Raw genomic sequence first — 17,014 nt, forward strand, 5'->3', positions numbered from 1 at the left:
CGTCTCCTATTTTTTAATGGTTAAGTCATATACGTGATTATCAAGTTTTGTTAGAGCTTTTATAAAATGATTTTGTTCTTCCTCAGACAATATAGACAGCAAGCTATCCATATTATGTATGCAAACTTGTTTTAAATTTAGGATAGCTTCTTTACCATATTCAGTTATATAAATATAGTAAATTCGTTTATCACGTTCAGATTGTTTTTTGATGACATAAGAATCTTTCATTAAGTCATTGACTAGGCGACTTAAATTTCCTTTGTCTTCATCGATTTTTCTACATAAGTTGTTCAAAGTAATACCATCTTGTTCATAAATAATCTCTAGTAAATTTGCGAGTTTTAAGGATATGCCATGGGATTGCGCAACATCTTTGCATAGATAATGCAAATTACTACATAAATTCACTAGGGAACTTTTGAAAATCTGAGCATTTTCATTTAAAAATTGATCATTCATTTTGATGTGCCCCCCAAATAGTATTGTCAAAATATAACTATAAATCCTTATAATACTAAATAATACCAAAAATAGAGAAAAGTACAATAATATTGTTTGAAAATCTAATTAAAAAGGTTTAAGTTTTACGAAATTATTATTGTTGTAAAATACAATAATAAATCGAACTTTTATATATTCTAATAATTAATTGTATATTTATTTAATGTAACTAATGTATATAGTGAAAGCTAAACAAAGACTGTCAAATAAGTGATTCATGGACTTTGATTAAACTATTAATATCAAAATAAATTTTTATAACTTAGTAGAATTATGAACGAATATTGAAATAATAATTTACAAATAGCAATAAATGATATATATATAGAAATAACAGGGTATTGTTATAGGTGGATATTTAAATTAATAAAAATTGACAATAAGTTACAACTTTTGAAATAGTCTATGTTTATAAAAAAGATTATTTAGTATACAATATCTTTTATAATTACAAACCGAAATGAGATGACAAGTATGAGTAAAATCGATAGACGTACACAGATGCTTGAAGCAGCAATTCAAATAGTAAATGAACAAGGCACTGATTCTCTTACACTTGATGCTGTCGCAAAACGTGCAGAGGTGAGCAAAGGCGGACTTTTGTATCACTTTAAAAACAAAAAAGCTTTAATTCAAGGATTAGTCGATTATGCAAGTGCCACTTATCGTAATAATGTCGATACAAACGTTCAAGATGATGACGATACTGGTAAATTGTTAAGAGGGTATATTGAAGCTACTAGAAGTCATCGTGACAATAATATTGCTATCAGTTCAGCTGTATTAGCAGCACAAGGAAACGACCGCTCACTTTTAAAACCATTACAAGAAACTTATCAAGAGTGGCAACATTTTATTGAAGACGATGGTTTGAACCCTGTAGATGCAACTATTATTCGACTTGCTATCGATGGCTTATGGTTAACAGAATTGTTCGGCCTTGATGCAATAGATGAATCAAGACGTGAAGAAGTTTTAAACCAATTATCAAATTATACAAATAAGAATTAAACAATTTAAAATATTTAATCTATAGTGGTTAACCATGCTGAGACATTATTATGTCCCAGCTTTTTTTGTGTTTAAAAAAGAATTTGAATAACAGCTTGAAACTTTACCGTCCAGTTGGTATACTAACAAACGTTGAATTTTTTAAAAAACATCATTTCAGGAGGATTATAATGAATAAAGTAATGTTAACAGCGGCTATAACTGGCGCTGGAGATACTGTTGAGAAGAACGAAAATGTACCAGTTACACCGGAAGAAATTGCAGATTCAGCAATTAAATGTGCACGTGCTGGGGCAACAGTTGCACATATTCATGCACGTGACCCAGAAACTGGTGGTATTAGTCACGACACAGAATTATTTAGAGAAGCTATACGATTAATCCGTGAATCGGGTGAAGATATTATTATCAATATTACATCTGGTGGTGGTGGAGATTTCATCCCGAATTTACAAGATCCATACACTGCTGGGGAAGGTTCAGATATGCAAACGCCTGAAGAGCGTCATGAACCAATCGGAACATTACTACCAGAAATGTGTACGCTAGACTGCGGAAGTACTAACTTCGGAGATATGGTTTACTTAAGCCCTGCAGATTGGCTGCGTGAACAAGCACGCCTTGTACAAGAAGCTGGTGTAAAACCAGAACTTGAATGTTTCGATAGTGGTCATATTCGATTTGCTAGACAATTAATTTCCGAAGGCTTAATTGATGGAGAACCAATGTTCCAATTTTGTCTAGGCATTCCATGGGGAGCAGATAACGACGCAGAAACGATTGAATACTTTAAAACACGTTTACCAGAAAATGCACATTGGTCAGGATTTGGTATAGGTAGAATGCAATTACCAACTGTAGAAGAAATAGCTAAACGTGGCGGCAGTGTTCGTGTTGGATTAGAAGATAACCTGTATATATCTAAAGGTGTTAAAGCTACAAATGAAGCATTAGTAGAAAAAGCTGTAGAAATATTAAAAGAATTAGATATAGAACCTATGACGCCTCAAGAAGCGCGTGAATTTTATCAACTAAGAGACCCTAAAGGAGGACAATCATGAAATTTGCAGTAGTAGGAACAGGTGTAATCGGAAGCGGTTGGATTACACGTATGCTCGCTCATGGACATGAAGTTGTAGCGACAGACCCAAGTGAAAGTGCGTATGAAACAATGTTAGAACAAGTGAAAACAAATTGGCCATATGCTGAACGCATGGGCTTACACCCAAATGCGTCACTTGATAATTTAACATTCACACCTTATTTAGAAGAAGCTGTTAAAGATGCTGACCTTATACAAGAAAATGTACCAGAAGTAGAAGAAATTAAAGATAAAGTATTAACAGATATTGATTTTTATGCACGTCCAGATGCAATTATCGGTTCTAGTACATCAGGTATTAAACCAACAGAATTACAAAGAAATTTAAAGCATCCTGAAAGATTAGTCGTAGCTCATCCTTTCCATCCTGTTTATATTTTACCTTTAGTGGAAATTGTGCCAGGTAAACAAACGAGCGAAGAAACAGTTATTAAAGCTGAAGAAATCTATGAAGCTATCGGAAATGATGTACTTCATGTACGTCATGAAATAGAAGGTCACATTGCAGACCGTCTTATGGAAGCTTTATGGCGTGAATCATTGCATATTGTAAACGAAGGCATTGCTACAACAGAAGAAGTAGATAAAGCATTTACTCACGCAGCTGGCTTAAGATATGCACAATATGGACCATTTATGACTTTCCATTTAGCTGGCGGTCAAGGTGGTATGCGTCACATGTTAAAACAATTTGGTCCTGCTCTGAAGAAACCTTGGACGAAACTAGTCGCACCAGAATTAACAACAGATTTATACAATGCAGTTGTTGAAGGCTGTGAACAATCGTCATTTGGTTATTCAATGTCAGAATTAGACCAAAAAAGAAATGAATTTTTAATTAAAGTTAAAGAACTTGCAGAAGAATATTGGCCAAAAAATAGTGATTATATGAAGAAAAAACAACTCACTAAGACGGAGGTTTAATGTCGTGTCTAACTTTTTCAACTATCAAACAACTGTTCAGAATGAGTGGTTAGATTATAACAACCATATGAATGATGCAGAATATAACCGTGTGTTCAGTCAAGCAACTGATGCTTGGCTTGCTCACATAGGGTTAGATGTTCAAACGATTAAAGATATTAAATATACTGTATTTACGTTAGAAAATCATATTACTTACCAAAAAGAAGTACCTAAAAATGAAACGTTAAATGTCAGTGTACAATTAATAGACTTTGATCAGAAGAGATGTCATGTATTCATGAATATGTTTAATGGTTCAAACGAATTATGCTCTACTTATGAAGTAATGTTAATGGGAATCGATGTCGAAAGTGGCCGTCCTAGTGCGTTTCCAGATAATATTATGGAGCAAATTAAAAATGAGTCAGTTAAGAAACAAGACGATTCATTACCACGTGAATTAGGACGTCAAATAGGCATTAAACGTAAATAAAAGTATAACTAGGACTGTTTGTATGATGCAGATAGTCCTTATTATATGAAAAAATCACTAAATTAAAGGATGAGTAAATTGTGAAAAAATTTAAATTGATGGATTGGGTTACATTTACAATTTCTTTACTTATATTGCTATCTGTAGTTATACCCTTAATTGCATTTCCAGATGCAAGTAGTCAAGTAATATTATCACTTAATGATCTAATAACCTCAAAATTAGGTGCTGTTTATTTAGGAATTGGTCTAGCTGTTTTAATCTTTATACTTTATATCGCATTTGGTAAATATGGTGGAATTGTTCTAGGTAAACCTAATGATAAACCTGAATTTAATACGATGAGTTGGGCAGCAATGTTATTCTGTGCAGGTATCGGCTCTAGTATTTTATATTGGGGTATTATCGAATGGGCATATTATTATGATGGTCCACCGTTTCATATCAAACCACGTAGTGAAGAAGCAATTAATTATGCTGCTACATATGGAATGTTTCACTGGGGACCTATTGCTTGGGCAATATATGTCTTGCCAGCACTTCCAATCGCTTATTCGCTTTATGTAAAAGAACAACCTATTATACGTATTAGTCATGCATGTCGACCACTAATAGGAAAATACACTGACAAATGGCCTGGTAAAATGATTGATGTTCTCTTCATTTTTGGTTTACTAGGTGGTGCAGGTACTACTTTAGGACTTGCTACACCAATGATTGCTGAAGGAGTTGGCTCACTAACAGGTTTAGATGGTAGTTCAACTTGGCTACGATTAACGATACTAGGCATATCAACATTGATATTTGCAGCAAGTTCTTACTCAGGTATTAATTACGGTATTAAAATATTAAGCGACATTAATATTTGGTTAACGTTTATATTATTATTATTTGTATTTATTGTTGGACCAACAGTATTTATAATGGAAACAACGCTTTCCAGTGTAGGTTTAATGTTCCGTGATTTCTTCAGAATGGCAACATGGTTAGAACCATTTGGTGGGCTTGGTAATATTTCAAAAGACAACTTCCCACAATCATGGACAATATTCTACTGGGCTTGGTGGTTAGTATACGCACCATTCGTAGGATTATTCATAGCCCGTATTTCTAAAGGACGTACGTTAAAAGAAGTTATTTTAGGTACACTTGGATACGGTACCCTTGGCTGTACACTATTCTTCGGAATATTAGGTAACTATGGTTTATGGCTAGAGATTACTGGTAAATTCTCTGTTACAAAAGTACTTCAAGAAAAAGAAGGACCCGCTGCGATTATGTCCATTTTAGAGCAGTTACCAATGAGTAATGTCGTTATCGTTATATTCGTAATTACAGCAGTCATTTATTTAGCGACTACTTTCGACTCAGGTTCATACATCTTAGCAGGAGCAACACAAACTGAAGTAGATGACGAGCCATATCGTTGGAACAGATTATTCTGGGCATTTGCGTTATCATTTATTCCGTTAGCACTTATGCTAATCAGTGGGGATGAGATTTTAAATCTGTTACAAACCGCCTCAATCATTGCAGGTGTGCCATTGATTATAATATTTATTTTGCTGATGGTATCCTTCATCAAAACGCTAAGCAACGATCGTATTAAACTAGAAGAACGCTCTCGACTTCATAAAGAAAGAGAACGTCGTACACTTTCTATCAGGTATGCCAAAAATGATAGATGGTGGGAAAAGAAATAAATAATTTTTAATATAAATTTTGAGCACTAATTCGTTGAATTATATATAACGAGTTAGTGCTTTTTTCATTTATTATGATATTTGAATACACTTTAACAACTATATAATAGAAGAAAGACGTCTCAGAATTTAATTGTTGACGTATGAAAATATAATTGTATGATGATAATAACTATAAAAAAACATATGGAGATGAAAAGCATGATAAGAACTATGATGTATGGAAAAATTCATCGTGCGAGGGTAACTGAAGCAAATTTAAATTACGTAGGTAGTATTACTATAGATGCAGATATTCTTGATGCAGTAGATATTTTGCCGAATGAAAAGGTAGCAATCGTTAATAATAATAACGGTGCAAGATTAGAAACTTATGTAATTGAAGGTGAACGAGGAAGCGGTAAGATTTGTTTGAATGGTGCAGCTGCACGTTTAGTTCAAGTAGATGATATTATTATCATTATGAATTACGTACAAGTTACAAACGAAGAAGCTAAAAATTTATCACCTAAAGTAGCAGTAATGAATGAACGTAATGAAATTATTGAAATGATTCATGAGAAGGAAAATGAAATCATATTATAAAGTGGCTATGTCATGAATATACTTGCCTTAATACTATTATTAATCTAAAAAGCTTTAAAGTTCAGAACTTTTATTTTGAACTTTAAAGCTTTTTGTAATTTCATTTCATTTCTAGTTATATTTTAATATTATATTGAAATTTCATTCCAAAAGTGAGATAATGTAAGCGATTCCAATAAGGAGTGTGTTGAAATGCTAGGCTTTTCTGTTTATTTAGGAGAACCATTTGATAAGACTTATATTGAAACAATGCTTAATGAAGGTGCCAAATATGTATTTACTTCATTGCAAATACCAGAAGATGATCCAATGTTGTATTTAACCAAATTAAAAGAGTTAAATAAAATAGTAAATGGTAGAGCAGAGATTATTGCAGATGCAAATCCTAAAACGTTTAAGACTTTAGGATTGTCGTATAAAAAGCCTACTACTTTAAAAGATGCTGGAATAGATTTTATAAGATTAGATATATCATTGGAGATAGAAGATATTATATCTTTATTAAATGAAGTTAATGTAGTATGTAACGCAAGTACTGACGCTGTCGAATTGCTCTATCAACTTAAAGCTAAAGATATAGACTTATCAAAAGTGATGGTTGCACATAATTATTACCCACGACCGGAAACAGGTTTAGAAAATGAGTTTTTCATTTCTAAAAACAAAGAAATAAGGGATGTTTTTCCGGATGTGAAAATTATGGCATTTGTCCCTGGTACTAAATTAAGAGGGCCTATCTTTAGAGGATTACCAACACTTGAAGCACACAGAAATATACATCCTTTATATGCTGCTTATCAATTATTAAAATATGATATCGACGTTGTTTGTATTGGGGACACAAGCATAGACTTAGATATCATAAATCAATTTCATGATTATTTTAATAATGGAATCGTAAGTCTTTATATTGAAGAGGAAACACCTGCTTTAAAAGATGTAACAGGGAGAATTTTTCATAATAGGAAAGACCAAGCGAGAGATGTAGTAAGAGCGGAAGAGGCAAGGATGAGTTTTCAAGGGGAAGTTAAACCAGATAATACGACTGAAAGAGTTAAGGGGACCGTTACATTAGATAACTTGAAATATGGGCGATACATGAACGAACTGCAAATCGTCAAGAGAGATTTAGAAGCAAATGAAGCCGTGAATGTTATTGGGCGTGTTTCTAGTAGCAATTTAGATTGTATAAATATGATTGGTGCTGGACAGGCTTTCCAATTTATTAAAAGGGGATAATGTGATGGACATAAAAAAACTAACTACTGAATCAAGAAATAAATATTCATCAAAACTAGATACTTTAACGCCAGAACAATTTGTTGAAGTGATGAATACAGAAGATCAAAAAGTAGCCGAGCAAATTAAGTTAGAGAATAATGCGATAGCCGAATTGATTAAAAGAGCTATTACGGGCTTAAACAATGGTGGAAGGTTAATTTACATGGGAGCAGGAACGAGCGGAAGATTAGGGGTATTGGATGCTGCGGAATGTGTCCCAACGTTTGGTGTCACGCCAGACGTCGTAATAGGTTTAATTGCAGGTGGTCCAGAAGCAATGACGGTTGCAGTAGAAGGGGCTGAAGATGATTTAGAATTAGGGGAACAAGATTTAAGAAATTTAAATATAAACGAAAATGACACGGTTATAGGTATTGCTGCTAGTGGAAGAACACCATATGTTATAGGTGGATTAAAATACGCCCAAAGCATAGGCGTTCCTACTGGTTGTGTAACATGTAATCAACAATCAGAAGTAGGAAATTACGCTGATTTTCCGGTTCAAGTTGATGTTGGTCCAGAAGTTTTAACAGGCTCAACAAGGTTGAAAGCAGGCACAGCTCAAAAACTCATTTTAAATATGATTTCAACTGGTGCGATGGTTGGTATAGGAAAAGTTTATGAAAACTTAATGATTGATGTTAAACCAACCAACAAAAAACTTGTACAACGTGCTATTAATATGATTCAAGAAGTTTTAGGGTGTTCATATGAAGAAAGCCAGAAACTTTTTGAAGAAAGCGATGAACAAGTAAAAGTGGCAATTGTTATGGGCATGCACAATGTGAGTAAAGAAGAAGCCATTCAGAAATTAGAAAAAGCTAAAGGGTTTGTGAGAAATACGTAAACAAGGGGTGTATGTATATGTCTAAAGAAAAAGAAATGGCCAAAGAGATACTTGATAAAGTTGGGGGAAAAGACAATTTAGAAAAAGTCATTCATTGTATGACAAGGGTTAGAATGAGTATCGTCGACTACACTAAAGTTGATATTGAAGGTTTAAAAAATATCAAAGGTGTGATGGGGGTTGTAGAAGATGATATGATTCAAGTGGTAGTTGGACCGGGGACTGTAAATAAAGTAGCCAATGAAATGAGTTCTATTATTGGCGTACCACTAGGCGAAACAATTAAGAAAAATCAAAGTAATAAAGAGAAAGTAGAACAAGAAGCGGATCTGTTTAAACAAAATATTAACAAGAAAAATCAAACACCTTTCAAAAGAGTGTTGAGATCGATAGCTAATATTTTTGTACCTCTTATTCCTGCATTTGTGGGTGCCGGTTTAATTGGTGGTATTTCTGCTGTACTTTCTAACCTGTTAACAGCCGGCACAATCGATGGAGCATCATGGGAACAATTTGTTTTAGTATTTAATATTATAAAAGATGGTATTTTTGCTTACTTAGTCATTTATGTAGGTATTAATGCTGCAAAAGAATTTGGTGCAACACCTGGCTTAGGTGGTGTAATTGGTGGTACAACTATGTTGACTGGCATGGATCCAGAAAGTCCACTGAAAAATATTTTTAATGGCGAACCACTTGAAGCAGGGCAAGGTGGTGTAATTGGGGTTATTATAGCTGTTTGGTTGCTATCTTTAATTGAAAAAAGATTACACAAAATTGTACCGACTGCTGTAGATATTATTGTTACTCCGACGATTACATTATTTATTATGGGGTTAGGAACAATCTTTGTAATCATGCCTATAGCAGGTTTTATTTCTAACGGCTTGTTAGGCGTAATTGATTGGGTCTTAAATATAGGTGGAGCATTTAGTGGATTTATATTAGGTGCAACGTTCTTACCTTTAGTTATGTTTGGATTGCATCAAGTATTAACACCAATTCATATAGAAATGATTAATCAATCAGGTGCTACTTACTTATTACCAATACTTGCTATGGCTGGTGCAGGTCAAGTAGGTGCAGCATTTGCCCTATGGGTTAGATGTAGAAAAAATAAAAAAATCATTAACCTTCTAAAAGGTGCTCTACCAGTAGGAATTTTAGGAATTGGAGAACCATTGATTTACGGGGTAACTTTACCTCTAGGTAGACCATTTATTACAGCTTGTATCGGTGGTGGAGTCGGAGGTGCAGTTATAGGCGCCATCGGACATATTGGTGCAAGTGCAATTGGGCCGAGTGGCGTATCCCTTATACCGTTAATATCTCATAATATGTATGTAGGATATATTGCAGGTTTATTAGCAGCTTATTTAGGAGGCTTTATTTTCACATATTTATTTGGAACGAACAAAGAAATGACAGCACCACAAGAATTGGATGAGGATTAATATGAGCGAACATCAACACGTACTTATGTTTATTAAAGAAAATATGTCTCGTTTAACTAAACGAGAACAGCGTATAGCACAGTACTTTGTCGATTATCCTGAAAAGATAATTGAATTAAGCGCTAAGGAGTTAGGCACGATAACAAACACAAGTGCTGCTTCCGTTATACGTTGTACGCACAAATTAGATTTTAAAGGTTTTACTGATTTGAAACTGTCTATTTCTAGGTATATGCCTCAACATGAAAAAAGTATATATCAAGAAATTAAACAAGATGAAACAGTATCGTCTATTAGTAAGAAACTTATTACACGAGCATCACATACACTTGAAATGACTGAAAAATTAATCGAGAGTAGCAGTGTAAATGCCATTATTGATCAATTGTATGAGGCAAAAACAATTATAGTTTTTGGTGTAGGTGCTTCAAGTTTAGTAGCACAAGATTTATATCAAAAATTTACTAGAATTGGTAAACAAGTTATTCATTCTTTAGACACTCACTTTTTAGCTACAGCAATAGCTTCACATAATAAAGATTGTATTTTGATAGGAATTTCTAACTCTGGTGAGAATAGTGAAACACTATCTTTAGCTAAAGTTGCACATAAATATAATGTTAAAGTAATAAGTCTGACTCAATCAAAAAGTTCATCTTTATCACAACAATCTGACTATCAATTAACACATGATGCAAGTTCAGAAGAAAGTTTAAGATTAGCAGCTACGAGTTCTCTTATATCGCAATTGATGACGCTTGATATATTATTTTATAGCTATTTATCAAGAGATTATGATGAACATGTAATAACGATGAGTAAAACGAGAGATGCAGTTGAATTATATACAGAATAAATGTTTGATAGAGTCCGGGACAACAATTTATGTCCCGGACTCTCAGTGTATTTAAATAATATGTAAGAACTGAAAAAAGATGAAAGAAAGTAAGTTATTACACTTTCTCCGCTTATACAGATTGTCACGGGGTATATATATTATGAGTGGAGGTGCATAATGATGGCAAAATCTAATAAGAAAAATTACACCAGTAGAATTAACAATGTAATTGATGCATTTAGTCTAGAAGATAAGCAAATGAGAAAACTATTAAACTTGCCTAAAGAAAAGTATGAATTGCTTATGCATGGGAATCAAGGTGTTTTAACAGACAAACAAAGAAACGAAATTGAAAAGCGTTTAAATTATTTTGAATCTATTGGTAAGCACGAAGATGCTTTAAAGTATACTAAATATTTTATTGAAAAAACATTGAAAAAAGAGTATAATTTACCAAATAAGTCAATTGCCAAATTATGTAATGTTAAAAAGAAAACAATTAAAAAATTAATAAATTCTAAGAAAATTGATAGAAACGAAGAGAGAAATCTTATACTAAACGTTCTTCAACTTTATGAAACTTTAAAATCAGTCAACTAATTGCTCATCATAAACATCATATTTTAAGAATTAAGGAAAGTTAGCGTGTTATTATGAAACAAGTAGAAATTATAAGAATATTAGATGATACCTCGTTTGTTGTAAATGCAGGTTCAGATAGATATTTAGAACCTGGCTATTTTATAGACGTATTAAAGAGAGATAAATCTTATAAATATATTGCGAAAATAGAAGAAGTATACCCTGAATTATCTTTATGTAAAAGATACGGAGAAGAAAGACTCTTCTATGGAGATGTTGTAAGGATTAGATATCCTGAAGACGAAGATATGCAAATGACCACAAAAGTTATTAAATCTAATAAATCTAAAAAGAACAGAAAAAAGAGAGGATGAGATCGCCGAATCTCATCCTCTTTCCCGTTTAATATGTCTAAAAAAATTTAAATAAGTAACGTTGTAGACTTATATAAGTACTCTAACATAAAATGTATAGATTTTACAGAAAAAAGATATATCATTTAATATGATAATATTATATATTTTTTAAAGAAATCTATAGTGTGAAATAATTATGTGTATATTGGCAAATTACATCTAATAAATGTATAATAAAGAAAAAATAAAATAAGAATGGACTGAGAATACGTGGCAAATCAATATGAGCGTTCTGCAAAGAAACCTAAATCAGCAGCATTTAAAATTGTAACAACTATTATTATTGTGTTATTAATTGCGTTTTTAATTATTATTGGCTATTTTGTGTATAAGTTTTTTGCATTAGGTAATACGATACATAACCCACTGGATAGAGATAAATCTGAACTTAGAAAGAACGCAGTAGATACTAATGGAGATCCTATTTCGATAGCTTTATTTGGAATTGATTCCGACTCTACAAGATCAGCAGAAGGTGGAGGAGAGCGTTCGGATTCAATCGTTTTATTATCTATAAATCCAGATAAGAAGAAAACTGTAATGGTTAGTATTCCTAGGGATACTAGAGCGGAAATTGTTGGCAATGATTCTGTAGAAAAAATTAACCATGCGTATGCATATGGTGGCCCTAAAATGGCGATTAACTCTGTAGAAAAATTAATGAACGTACCGGTAGACCATTATGCAACAATTAATATGGATGGCGTTAAAGATTTAGTAGATTATGCAGGTGGCGTAAATGTTACAAGTAATTCTACGTTTACGGTTAAAGGAAAATCATATGTTAAAGGCCAAAAATACAAATTAAATGGTGAAGAAGCGTTAGCATTTATTAGAAGTAGAAAAGAAGAAGGCGCTGGTGGAGACTTTGGTCGACAAGAACGTCAACAATTAGTGATTCAAGCACTAGCTAACGAATTAGTTAGCGTAGGATCTTTACCTAAAATTAATCAAATCTTTGATACTTTAGGTGATAATGTTAAAACAGATATGAAGATTGGACAACTAAATGATTTAAGATCTAAATATAATGATGCTTTAGATAATGTAGATCGTAATCAGTTAGAAGGACAAGATTCAATTTTAGATGATGGATTATATTACTTTGTACCTAGTGACGCTAGCAAGAAAGATATAGTAGACTCATATAGAGAAAATCTAGGTTTGGAATAAAGTATAATATTAGAAAATATTAATCTTTAAACAAAAAAATGCACCTCAAATTTTGAGGTGCATTTTTGTATTTAACTTCTTTTTTGAATAATAAGCAATTTGATAGCGTTAGTTTTTAAATAATATGTCTCATCTACATCCTTAGAATTATAATCAGCCATTTCTATATCTGGAGAACAATATTTATCTAATAGAACTGTGTTGAAATAATCAATATTAAAACGTTCGTTATCTAATTTTCTAATTGCTTTGAAGATATTACCGTTATCCTGATCAAATGTAATGTTAGTTACTCTAAAAGTATTAAAAGGTATGTCACGGTAAGAAAGACTAATACCAACATTATTCTGGTAGTTGATATCATTTGGATTATATAGTTCATAATTAAATAAAAGGAAAAATATTTTATTGTGTTGCTCGAACTTAATATAATTTTGTCCTTTTTCGAATTCTTGTTGGTTAAAGTACGTTAATATATATATTAAATAATTAACAGGACTTTTACAGTGGTGTTTTAAATGTAGTGATAAAGGTTGATTTATAGTTGCGAGATCGGCTGAAGTTTCCTCTAATAACCAGAAGCCTAAACCAGACACATAAGTTGTGATGCTTAATAAATGATCTACAATAATAGCAGCATTGAAATAAAAATCACTCATCGTCCTCGAATCACCATGAATGACATTCCATTCTATAGGTACGACGTTTTTATTATTGTTCTTCATGAATTTTAAATTGTGAATAAGCTTTTCAGTATAGTCACTTTTTATTTTCGCTATATCATGATTATTCATTTTGTTAAAGTCGAATAACTCATTAAAGCTATAAGATATTGCAAAAGAATCGACATTTTTACATAGTTGCATATCTATATCAAGTTGCTCGTAATCATGTTTAAATGGATCAGGTCCATTTATCATTATTTGTAAATCAGGTAAGCTTTCTTTAGAGTCATTAATTTGAGATTGTATATGCGTGAGTTCGTGATACTTGATATCAAAGTAAAATTCACCTTGTTTATTAACGAAATAGTTATGTATAACATCTATAAATTCTGACCATTTACTTTTGAACATATGATCTTGTACATCAAAATCATATATTTTTATACATGGCGTTATATTTGTATCTGAAAACAGGCTTAAACAAAAAGCTAAATTATGTCGATACTTATGTTTTTCTATATCGCAGAAAAATGATTTTAATGAACAGTGAATAACAATGATAGGCTGACGAGGTATATTTTCTACAGTTTCCAATATTGTACCAAGGAATGGAGTATAAAAATCATTAACGTCACCGATATGTAAATAAGTTTTATGGTTAGCCTTTAATTTTTGTAAAGGTAAATCTTTAAAAGTTAAATGTTTGTACTCATGAACGAGAGACTTATTATGCATCATTTTTTGCAATTTAGAAATTAAAGTTTTACGCTCATCTTCTGTCATTGTCTCAGTTTTTTTACTTATTTTTTTCTGTTGATACATTAAACGATATTGTTTAGGGGTTAATTGAAATTGTTCTTTAAATTGACGATTGAAATTATGGTAACTAGAAAATCCATGATAGTCTGCAATTTGTTCGACTTTAAATTGTGTAAATAACAAGGCGTAAGTAGTTTGGAACAAACGTGTTTCTTTCAAATATTGAGTGAACGTCGTACCTATTTGTCTAGAAAACTCACGTGATAAATGTTCAGGAGAAATAAAGAAAAAGTCAGCTACGAGGTTCAGTGATAGTTTTTCTTGGTAATGCTTATCAACATATTGCTTCACTTTACGTATAAGTCCTGTTAATTCCATTTCTGTTTGTCCATAATAATTTGTTTCTTCTTTAAAACGCTCATACATAATTTTATAAATTTCAACGATATAATGGCTACGTCTAATCTTTATATTCGTTAAATCTGCTAAAATAGCTCTTATAAATAAATCCTTTATTTGATGTTTATATTTATTTAATTGATTTGTTTTTGTAGTTTTCGGTATCCAATATAGGTAAGACTCTTCGCCACTTAAACTTTCCATCATTGAATATCCAATATGTAATACTGCGACTAAGCCGTCGTTTATTACTGGTAAGTAATTGTCATTATCCTGTAAATAAAATAAGTCACCGACGGTAAATGTATATGTTTTTTGATTTAAAGTTAATATTGCTTTTCCTTCTAGCACAAAACATAATGCACCATAACCTAACTTTTTAGGGTTAATAATGCCTTCTTTATGCAATGAAATGTCGTAATTGTACACTTTTTCACCTCATCTTCACTAAGATATTACATTTTATATCAAATAATGTCATATTTTTATTACATTTTAAACTATTATATCAAAAAAAGTAAGAAAAAGTTGGATTATTAAATAATTTTTATAAGAAAGATGATAATAAATCAAATAAATGAATTGATTTAATCAAAATCTGAAATTAAAACGGTTTACAATAATACTTAATGCTATTGTTGTATTGTAAACTATTAAAAACGGGGAAAATATTAAAATGGAGGTATATAGAATGACAGGGAATTTCAACAAGATTATTCAAGATATGATAGATTATGAGAATAAAATCGCAAATTTAAAAAACGAAAAACGTTTAACATTAGTTGATTTTATAATATTAGAAGAAATCTATAGATCTGAAGAAATTACAATTAAAGAAATACTTAACGGGAAGCTAACAGAACTTCAAACGAAACCTTCTAACATTGGAACAAATTTAGCAAAATTATATAGAAAAGATTATATTAATAAATATAGAAGTGAGCTAGATGAAAGAAAAGTTTACTATTACATGGAAGACGAACAAAAGGCTCAATACGAACAAATAGCAAAAGACATATAAAACAACAATAGGTTTAATTATTCAAAAAGAAACCCAAAGGAAATCCTTTCAAGTGAAAAGATTTTCTTTGGGTTTTTCTATAGAATTTAAAAATGATTTAAAAGGGTATTATAAAATTACTTGATTACAGTACGTGTTGAGCGTTCTACGTAGTGCGCTGAATGAATAGAAACTAATTCACCTTTAGATAAATCAAATAAATTTAATTTTAAAATACTATCCATCGCCTGGCGTACGTTTTCTTCAGTGAGATCACGTTTTGGGTTTTGGATCTGTAATGTGAAAGTTTTATCTGTTGAAGTTTTAAAAGTAAGTTCTAATACAAGTTTCATGAAATTCACCTCCTTGGTAGATTTAGAGGATAGAATTAATCTTCTATCTGAATTGTTTTGACGATATAAGCATCTTTGAACTTTTCGTCAGATAACGTTTCGATAATGCCTTTAAAAGTTTTAACTTGTTCATTTGTTACATTTAATTTAATTGCTTTAAATTTTCTTTGAACATTTTTCACTTTGGCATTCTCATCTAAGTACTGATGTAACAATATGATGTTGATGTCTTTAACTGTTGCCATTTTGCTAACCTCCTTTCACTTTATATATCGAAATGAGATTAAAAAAACGACCACAAATTAGTTAAAAATTCTTTCATGTTACTCAAATATATATTATTATTAATATGTACCTTAATTAGGAAGGATGGACGAAATGCATGCAACAAGTATCTCCAATTAAGAATAAAGATGATATTAGAGCGATGTATGAAGTATTAAAATCACACAGTGAAAGAGATTATTTATTATTTAGTCTTGCTATTCATACAGGTATTAAAGTAAATCAATTATTAAATTTAACTGTTCAAGATTTACTAGATGAAGATAACGACATTATTTCTAACTGGGTAAATGATAAAAAGGATTTGATTAAAGTAGTGATTCCATTGCACTTAAGATCAAGTTTGTCATCTTATATACGTATGGAAATGTTAGGAAAAGAAGACTTTGTATTTAGATCTATCAAGACGAAGAAACAATTGTCTAGACAACAAGCATATCGGATCATTCATGTTGCTGCAGAAGAAGTTGGATTGAAAAATATTGGTCTATACTCCTTAAGGAAAACTTTTGCGTTTCATGCATTTAAATCGGGTGTATCAGTTTCAATAATACAAAAATATTTAGGTCATCAATCGTTGTTAGAAACTTTAAAATTTATAGATGTAACCACAATAAAAAAAGAAACAACAATAGAACTAAATATATAAAAAGAAAGG

19 protein-coding genes are annotated in these 17,014 nt (G+C 31.5%); 15 read left to right on the forward strand and 4 right to left on the reverse strand.

The window, feature by feature from the left end:
• Positions 1-6: 6 nt before the first annotated feature.
• Positions 7-462: a MarR family winged helix-turn-helix transcriptional regulator gene (locus tag ACNMOQ_RS02285; RefSeq protein ID WP_017000828.1), complete on the reverse strand. Its 456-nt coding sequence runs from the start codon at positions 460-462 to the stop codon at positions 7-9.
• Between the two features lie 516 nt (positions 463-978).
• On the opposite strand from ACNMOQ_RS02285, the gene ACNMOQ_RS02290 reads away from it, so the two are divergent.
• From ACNMOQ_RS02290 to ACNMOQ_RS02350, 13 genes are all read left to right on the forward strand, one after another.
• A complete protein-coding gene (locus ACNMOQ_RS02290; protein WP_017000827.1) occupies positions 979-1,515 on the forward strand; it encodes a TetR/AcrR family transcriptional regulator in 537 nt (178 codons plus the stop codon).
• Positions 1,516-1,685: 170 nt separating this feature from the next.
• Positions 1,686-2,576, forward strand: coding sequence for a beta-keto acid cleavage family enzyme (locus tag ACNMOQ_RS02295; protein ID WP_017000826.1), 891 nt, complete (start codon positions 1,686-1,688; stop codon positions 2,574-2,576).
• On the forward strand, positions 2,573-3,541 hold the full coding sequence (locus ACNMOQ_RS02300) for a 3-hydroxyacyl-CoA dehydrogenase NAD-binding domain-containing protein (RefSeq protein WP_416350217.1): 969 nt from the start codon (positions 2,573-2,575) through the stop codon (positions 3,539-3,541). Before ACNMOQ_RS02295 ends, ACNMOQ_RS02300 begins: the two co-directional genes overlap by 4 nt.
• Before the next feature lie 4 nt (positions 3,542-3,545).
• Positions 3,546-4,016, forward strand: a complete 471-nt coding sequence (locus tag ACNMOQ_RS02305) for a thioesterase family protein (protein ID WP_416350218.1) — start codon at positions 3,546-3,548, stop codon at positions 4,014-4,016.
• Between the two features lie 80 nt (positions 4,017-4,096).
• Entirely contained in the window at positions 4,097-5,719 is a 1,623-nt protein-coding gene (locus tag ACNMOQ_RS02310; protein WP_135022022.1) for a BCCT family transporter, read from the forward strand.
• 201 nt (positions 5,720-5,920) lie between these two features.
• The gene (panD, locus tag ACNMOQ_RS02315) at positions 5,921-6,304 is read left to right on the forward strand and encodes an aspartate 1-decarboxylase (protein WP_282861947.1); all 384 of its coding nucleotides are present in this window, start codon (positions 5,921-5,923) and stop codon (positions 6,302-6,304) included.
• A gap of 192 nt (positions 6,305-6,496) precedes the next feature.
• Positions 6,497-7,543, forward strand: coding sequence for a MupG family TIM beta-alpha barrel fold protein (locus ACNMOQ_RS02320; RefSeq protein ID WP_257504720.1), 1,047 nt, complete (start codon positions 6,497-6,499; stop codon positions 7,541-7,543).
• 4 nt (positions 7,544-7,547) lie between these two features.
• Complete coding sequence (gene murQ, locus ACNMOQ_RS02325; RefSeq protein WP_070045080.1) at positions 7,548-8,432, forward strand: N-acetylmuramic acid 6-phosphate etherase; 885 nt, start codon at positions 7,548-7,550, stop codon at positions 8,430-8,432.
• 17 nt (positions 8,433-8,449) lie between these two features.
• Complete coding sequence (locus ACNMOQ_RS02330) at positions 8,450-9,886, forward strand: PTS transporter subunit EIIC (RefSeq protein WP_218688771.1); 1,437 nt, start codon at positions 8,450-8,452, stop codon at positions 9,884-9,886.
• Position 9,887: 1 nt separating this feature from the next.
• Complete coding sequence (locus ACNMOQ_RS02335; RefSeq protein WP_194200553.1) at positions 9,888-10,742, forward strand: MurR/RpiR family transcriptional regulator; 855 nt, start codon at positions 9,888-9,890, stop codon at positions 10,740-10,742.
• A 162-nt stretch (positions 10,743-10,904) separates the two neighbouring features.
• Entirely contained in the window at positions 10,905-11,324 is a 420-nt protein-coding gene (locus ACNMOQ_RS02340; protein WP_100216304.1) for an HTH domain-containing protein, read from the forward strand.
• A 53-nt stretch (positions 11,325-11,377) separates the two neighbouring features.
• Positions 11,378-11,680, forward strand: a complete 303-nt coding sequence (locus ACNMOQ_RS02345) for a hypothetical protein (protein ID WP_017000816.1) — start codon at positions 11,378-11,380, stop codon at positions 11,678-11,680.
• A gap of 252 nt (positions 11,681-11,932) precedes the next feature.
• A complete protein-coding gene (locus ACNMOQ_RS02350; RefSeq protein WP_416350219.1) occupies positions 11,933-12,895 on the forward strand; it encodes an LCP family protein in 963 nt (320 codons plus the stop codon).
• A gap of 71 nt (positions 12,896-12,966) precedes the next feature.
• Here ACNMOQ_RS02350 and ACNMOQ_RS02355 read toward each other — a convergent pair whose 3' ends face one another.
• Positions 12,967-15,147 (reverse strand): AraC family transcriptional regulator, encoded by a 2,181-nt coding sequence (locus ACNMOQ_RS02355; RefSeq protein WP_416350220.1) that lies wholly within the window; start codon positions 15,145-15,147, stop codon positions 12,967-12,969.
• Between the two features lie 262 nt (positions 15,148-15,409).
• Here ACNMOQ_RS02355 and ACNMOQ_RS02360 point away from each other — a divergent pair, with 262 nt between their 5' ends.
• Entirely contained in the window at positions 15,410-15,739 is a 330-nt protein-coding gene (locus tag ACNMOQ_RS02360) for a transcriptional regulator, SarA/Rot family (protein WP_017000813.1), read from the forward strand.
• Positions 15,740-15,855: 116 nt separating this feature from the next.
• Here ACNMOQ_RS02360 and ACNMOQ_RS02365 read toward each other — a convergent pair whose 3' ends face one another.
• A complete protein-coding gene (locus ACNMOQ_RS02365) occupies positions 15,856-16,071 on the reverse strand; it encodes a DUF2922 domain-containing protein (RefSeq protein ID WP_017000812.1) in 216 nt (71 codons plus the stop codon).
• Between the two features lie 35 nt (positions 16,072-16,106).
• Positions 16,107-16,316 carry a DUF1659 domain-containing protein gene (locus ACNMOQ_RS02370; protein ID WP_017000811.1) on the reverse strand — a complete coding sequence of 70 codons (210 nt, stop codon included), beginning with the start codon at positions 16,314-16,316 and terminating at the stop codon, positions 16,107-16,109.
• A gap of 137 nt (positions 16,317-16,453) precedes the next feature.
• Here ACNMOQ_RS02370 and ACNMOQ_RS02375 point away from each other — a divergent pair, with 137 nt between their 5' ends.
• Positions 16,454-17,005: a tyrosine-type recombinase/integrase gene (locus ACNMOQ_RS02375; RefSeq protein ID WP_017000810.1), complete on the forward strand. Its 552-nt coding sequence runs from the start codon at positions 16,454-16,456 to the stop codon at positions 17,003-17,005.
• Positions 17,006-17,014 lie beyond the last annotated feature (9 nt).

Source organism: Mammaliicoccus lentus, from assembly GCF_947036595.1.
Lineage (GTDB): Bacteria > Bacillota > Bacilli > Staphylococcales > Staphylococcaceae > Mammaliicoccus > Mammaliicoccus lentus.

What these genes read in the sequence shown, in the direction of transcription:
- ACNMOQ_RS02285 (WP_017000828.1), bottom strand. Translation starts at nt 462, where the DNA reads ATGAATGATCAATTTTTAAATGAAAATGCTCAGATTTTCAAAAGTTCC.
- ACNMOQ_RS02290 (WP_017000827.1), top strand. Translation starts at nt 979, where the DNA reads ATGAGTAAAATCGATAGACGTACACAGATGCTTGAAGCAGCAATTCAA.
- ACNMOQ_RS02295 (WP_017000826.1), top strand. Translation starts at nt 1,686, where the DNA reads ATGAATAAAGTAATGTTAACAGCGGCTATAACTGGCGCTGGAGATACT.
- ACNMOQ_RS02300 (WP_416350217.1), top strand. Translation starts at nt 2,573, where the DNA reads ATGAAATTTGCAGTAGTAGGAACAGGTGTAATCGGAAGCGGTTGGATT.
- panD (WP_282861947.1), top strand. Translation starts at nt 5,921, where the DNA reads ATGATAAGAACTATGATGTATGGAAAAATTCATCGTGCGAGGGTAACT.
- ACNMOQ_RS02320 (WP_257504720.1), top strand. Translation starts at nt 6,497, where the DNA reads ATGCTAGGCTTTTCTGTTTATTTAGGAGAACCATTTGATAAGACTTAT.
- murQ (WP_070045080.1), top strand. Translation starts at nt 7,548, where the DNA reads ATGGACATAAAAAAACTAACTACTGAATCAAGAAATAAATATTCATCA.
- ACNMOQ_RS02330 (WP_218688771.1), top strand. Translation starts at nt 8,450, where the DNA reads ATGTCTAAAGAAAAAGAAATGGCCAAAGAGATACTTGATAAAGTTGGG.
- ACNMOQ_RS02335 (WP_194200553.1), top strand. Translation starts at nt 9,888, where the DNA reads ATGAGCGAACATCAACACGTACTTATGTTTATTAAAGAAAATATGTCT.
- ACNMOQ_RS02340 (WP_100216304.1), top strand. Translation starts at nt 10,905, where the DNA reads ATGGCAAAATCTAATAAGAAAAATTACACCAGTAGAATTAACAATGTA.
- ACNMOQ_RS02345 (WP_017000816.1), top strand. Translation starts at nt 11,378, where the DNA reads ATGAAACAAGTAGAAATTATAAGAATATTAGATGATACCTCGTTTGTT.
- ACNMOQ_RS02360 (WP_017000813.1), top strand. Translation starts at nt 15,410, where the DNA reads ATGACAGGGAATTTCAACAAGATTATTCAAGATATGATAGATTATGAG.
- ACNMOQ_RS02365 (WP_017000812.1), bottom strand. Translation starts at nt 16,071, where the DNA reads ATGAAACTTGTATTAGAACTTACTTTTAAAACTTCAACAGATAAAACT.
- ACNMOQ_RS02370 (WP_017000811.1), bottom strand. Translation starts at nt 16,316, where the DNA reads ATGGCAACAGTTAAAGACATCAACATCATATTGTTACATCAGTACTTA.
- ACNMOQ_RS02375 (WP_017000810.1), top strand. Translation starts at nt 16,454, where the DNA reads ATGCAACAAGTATCTCCAATTAAGAATAAAGATGATATTAGAGCGATG.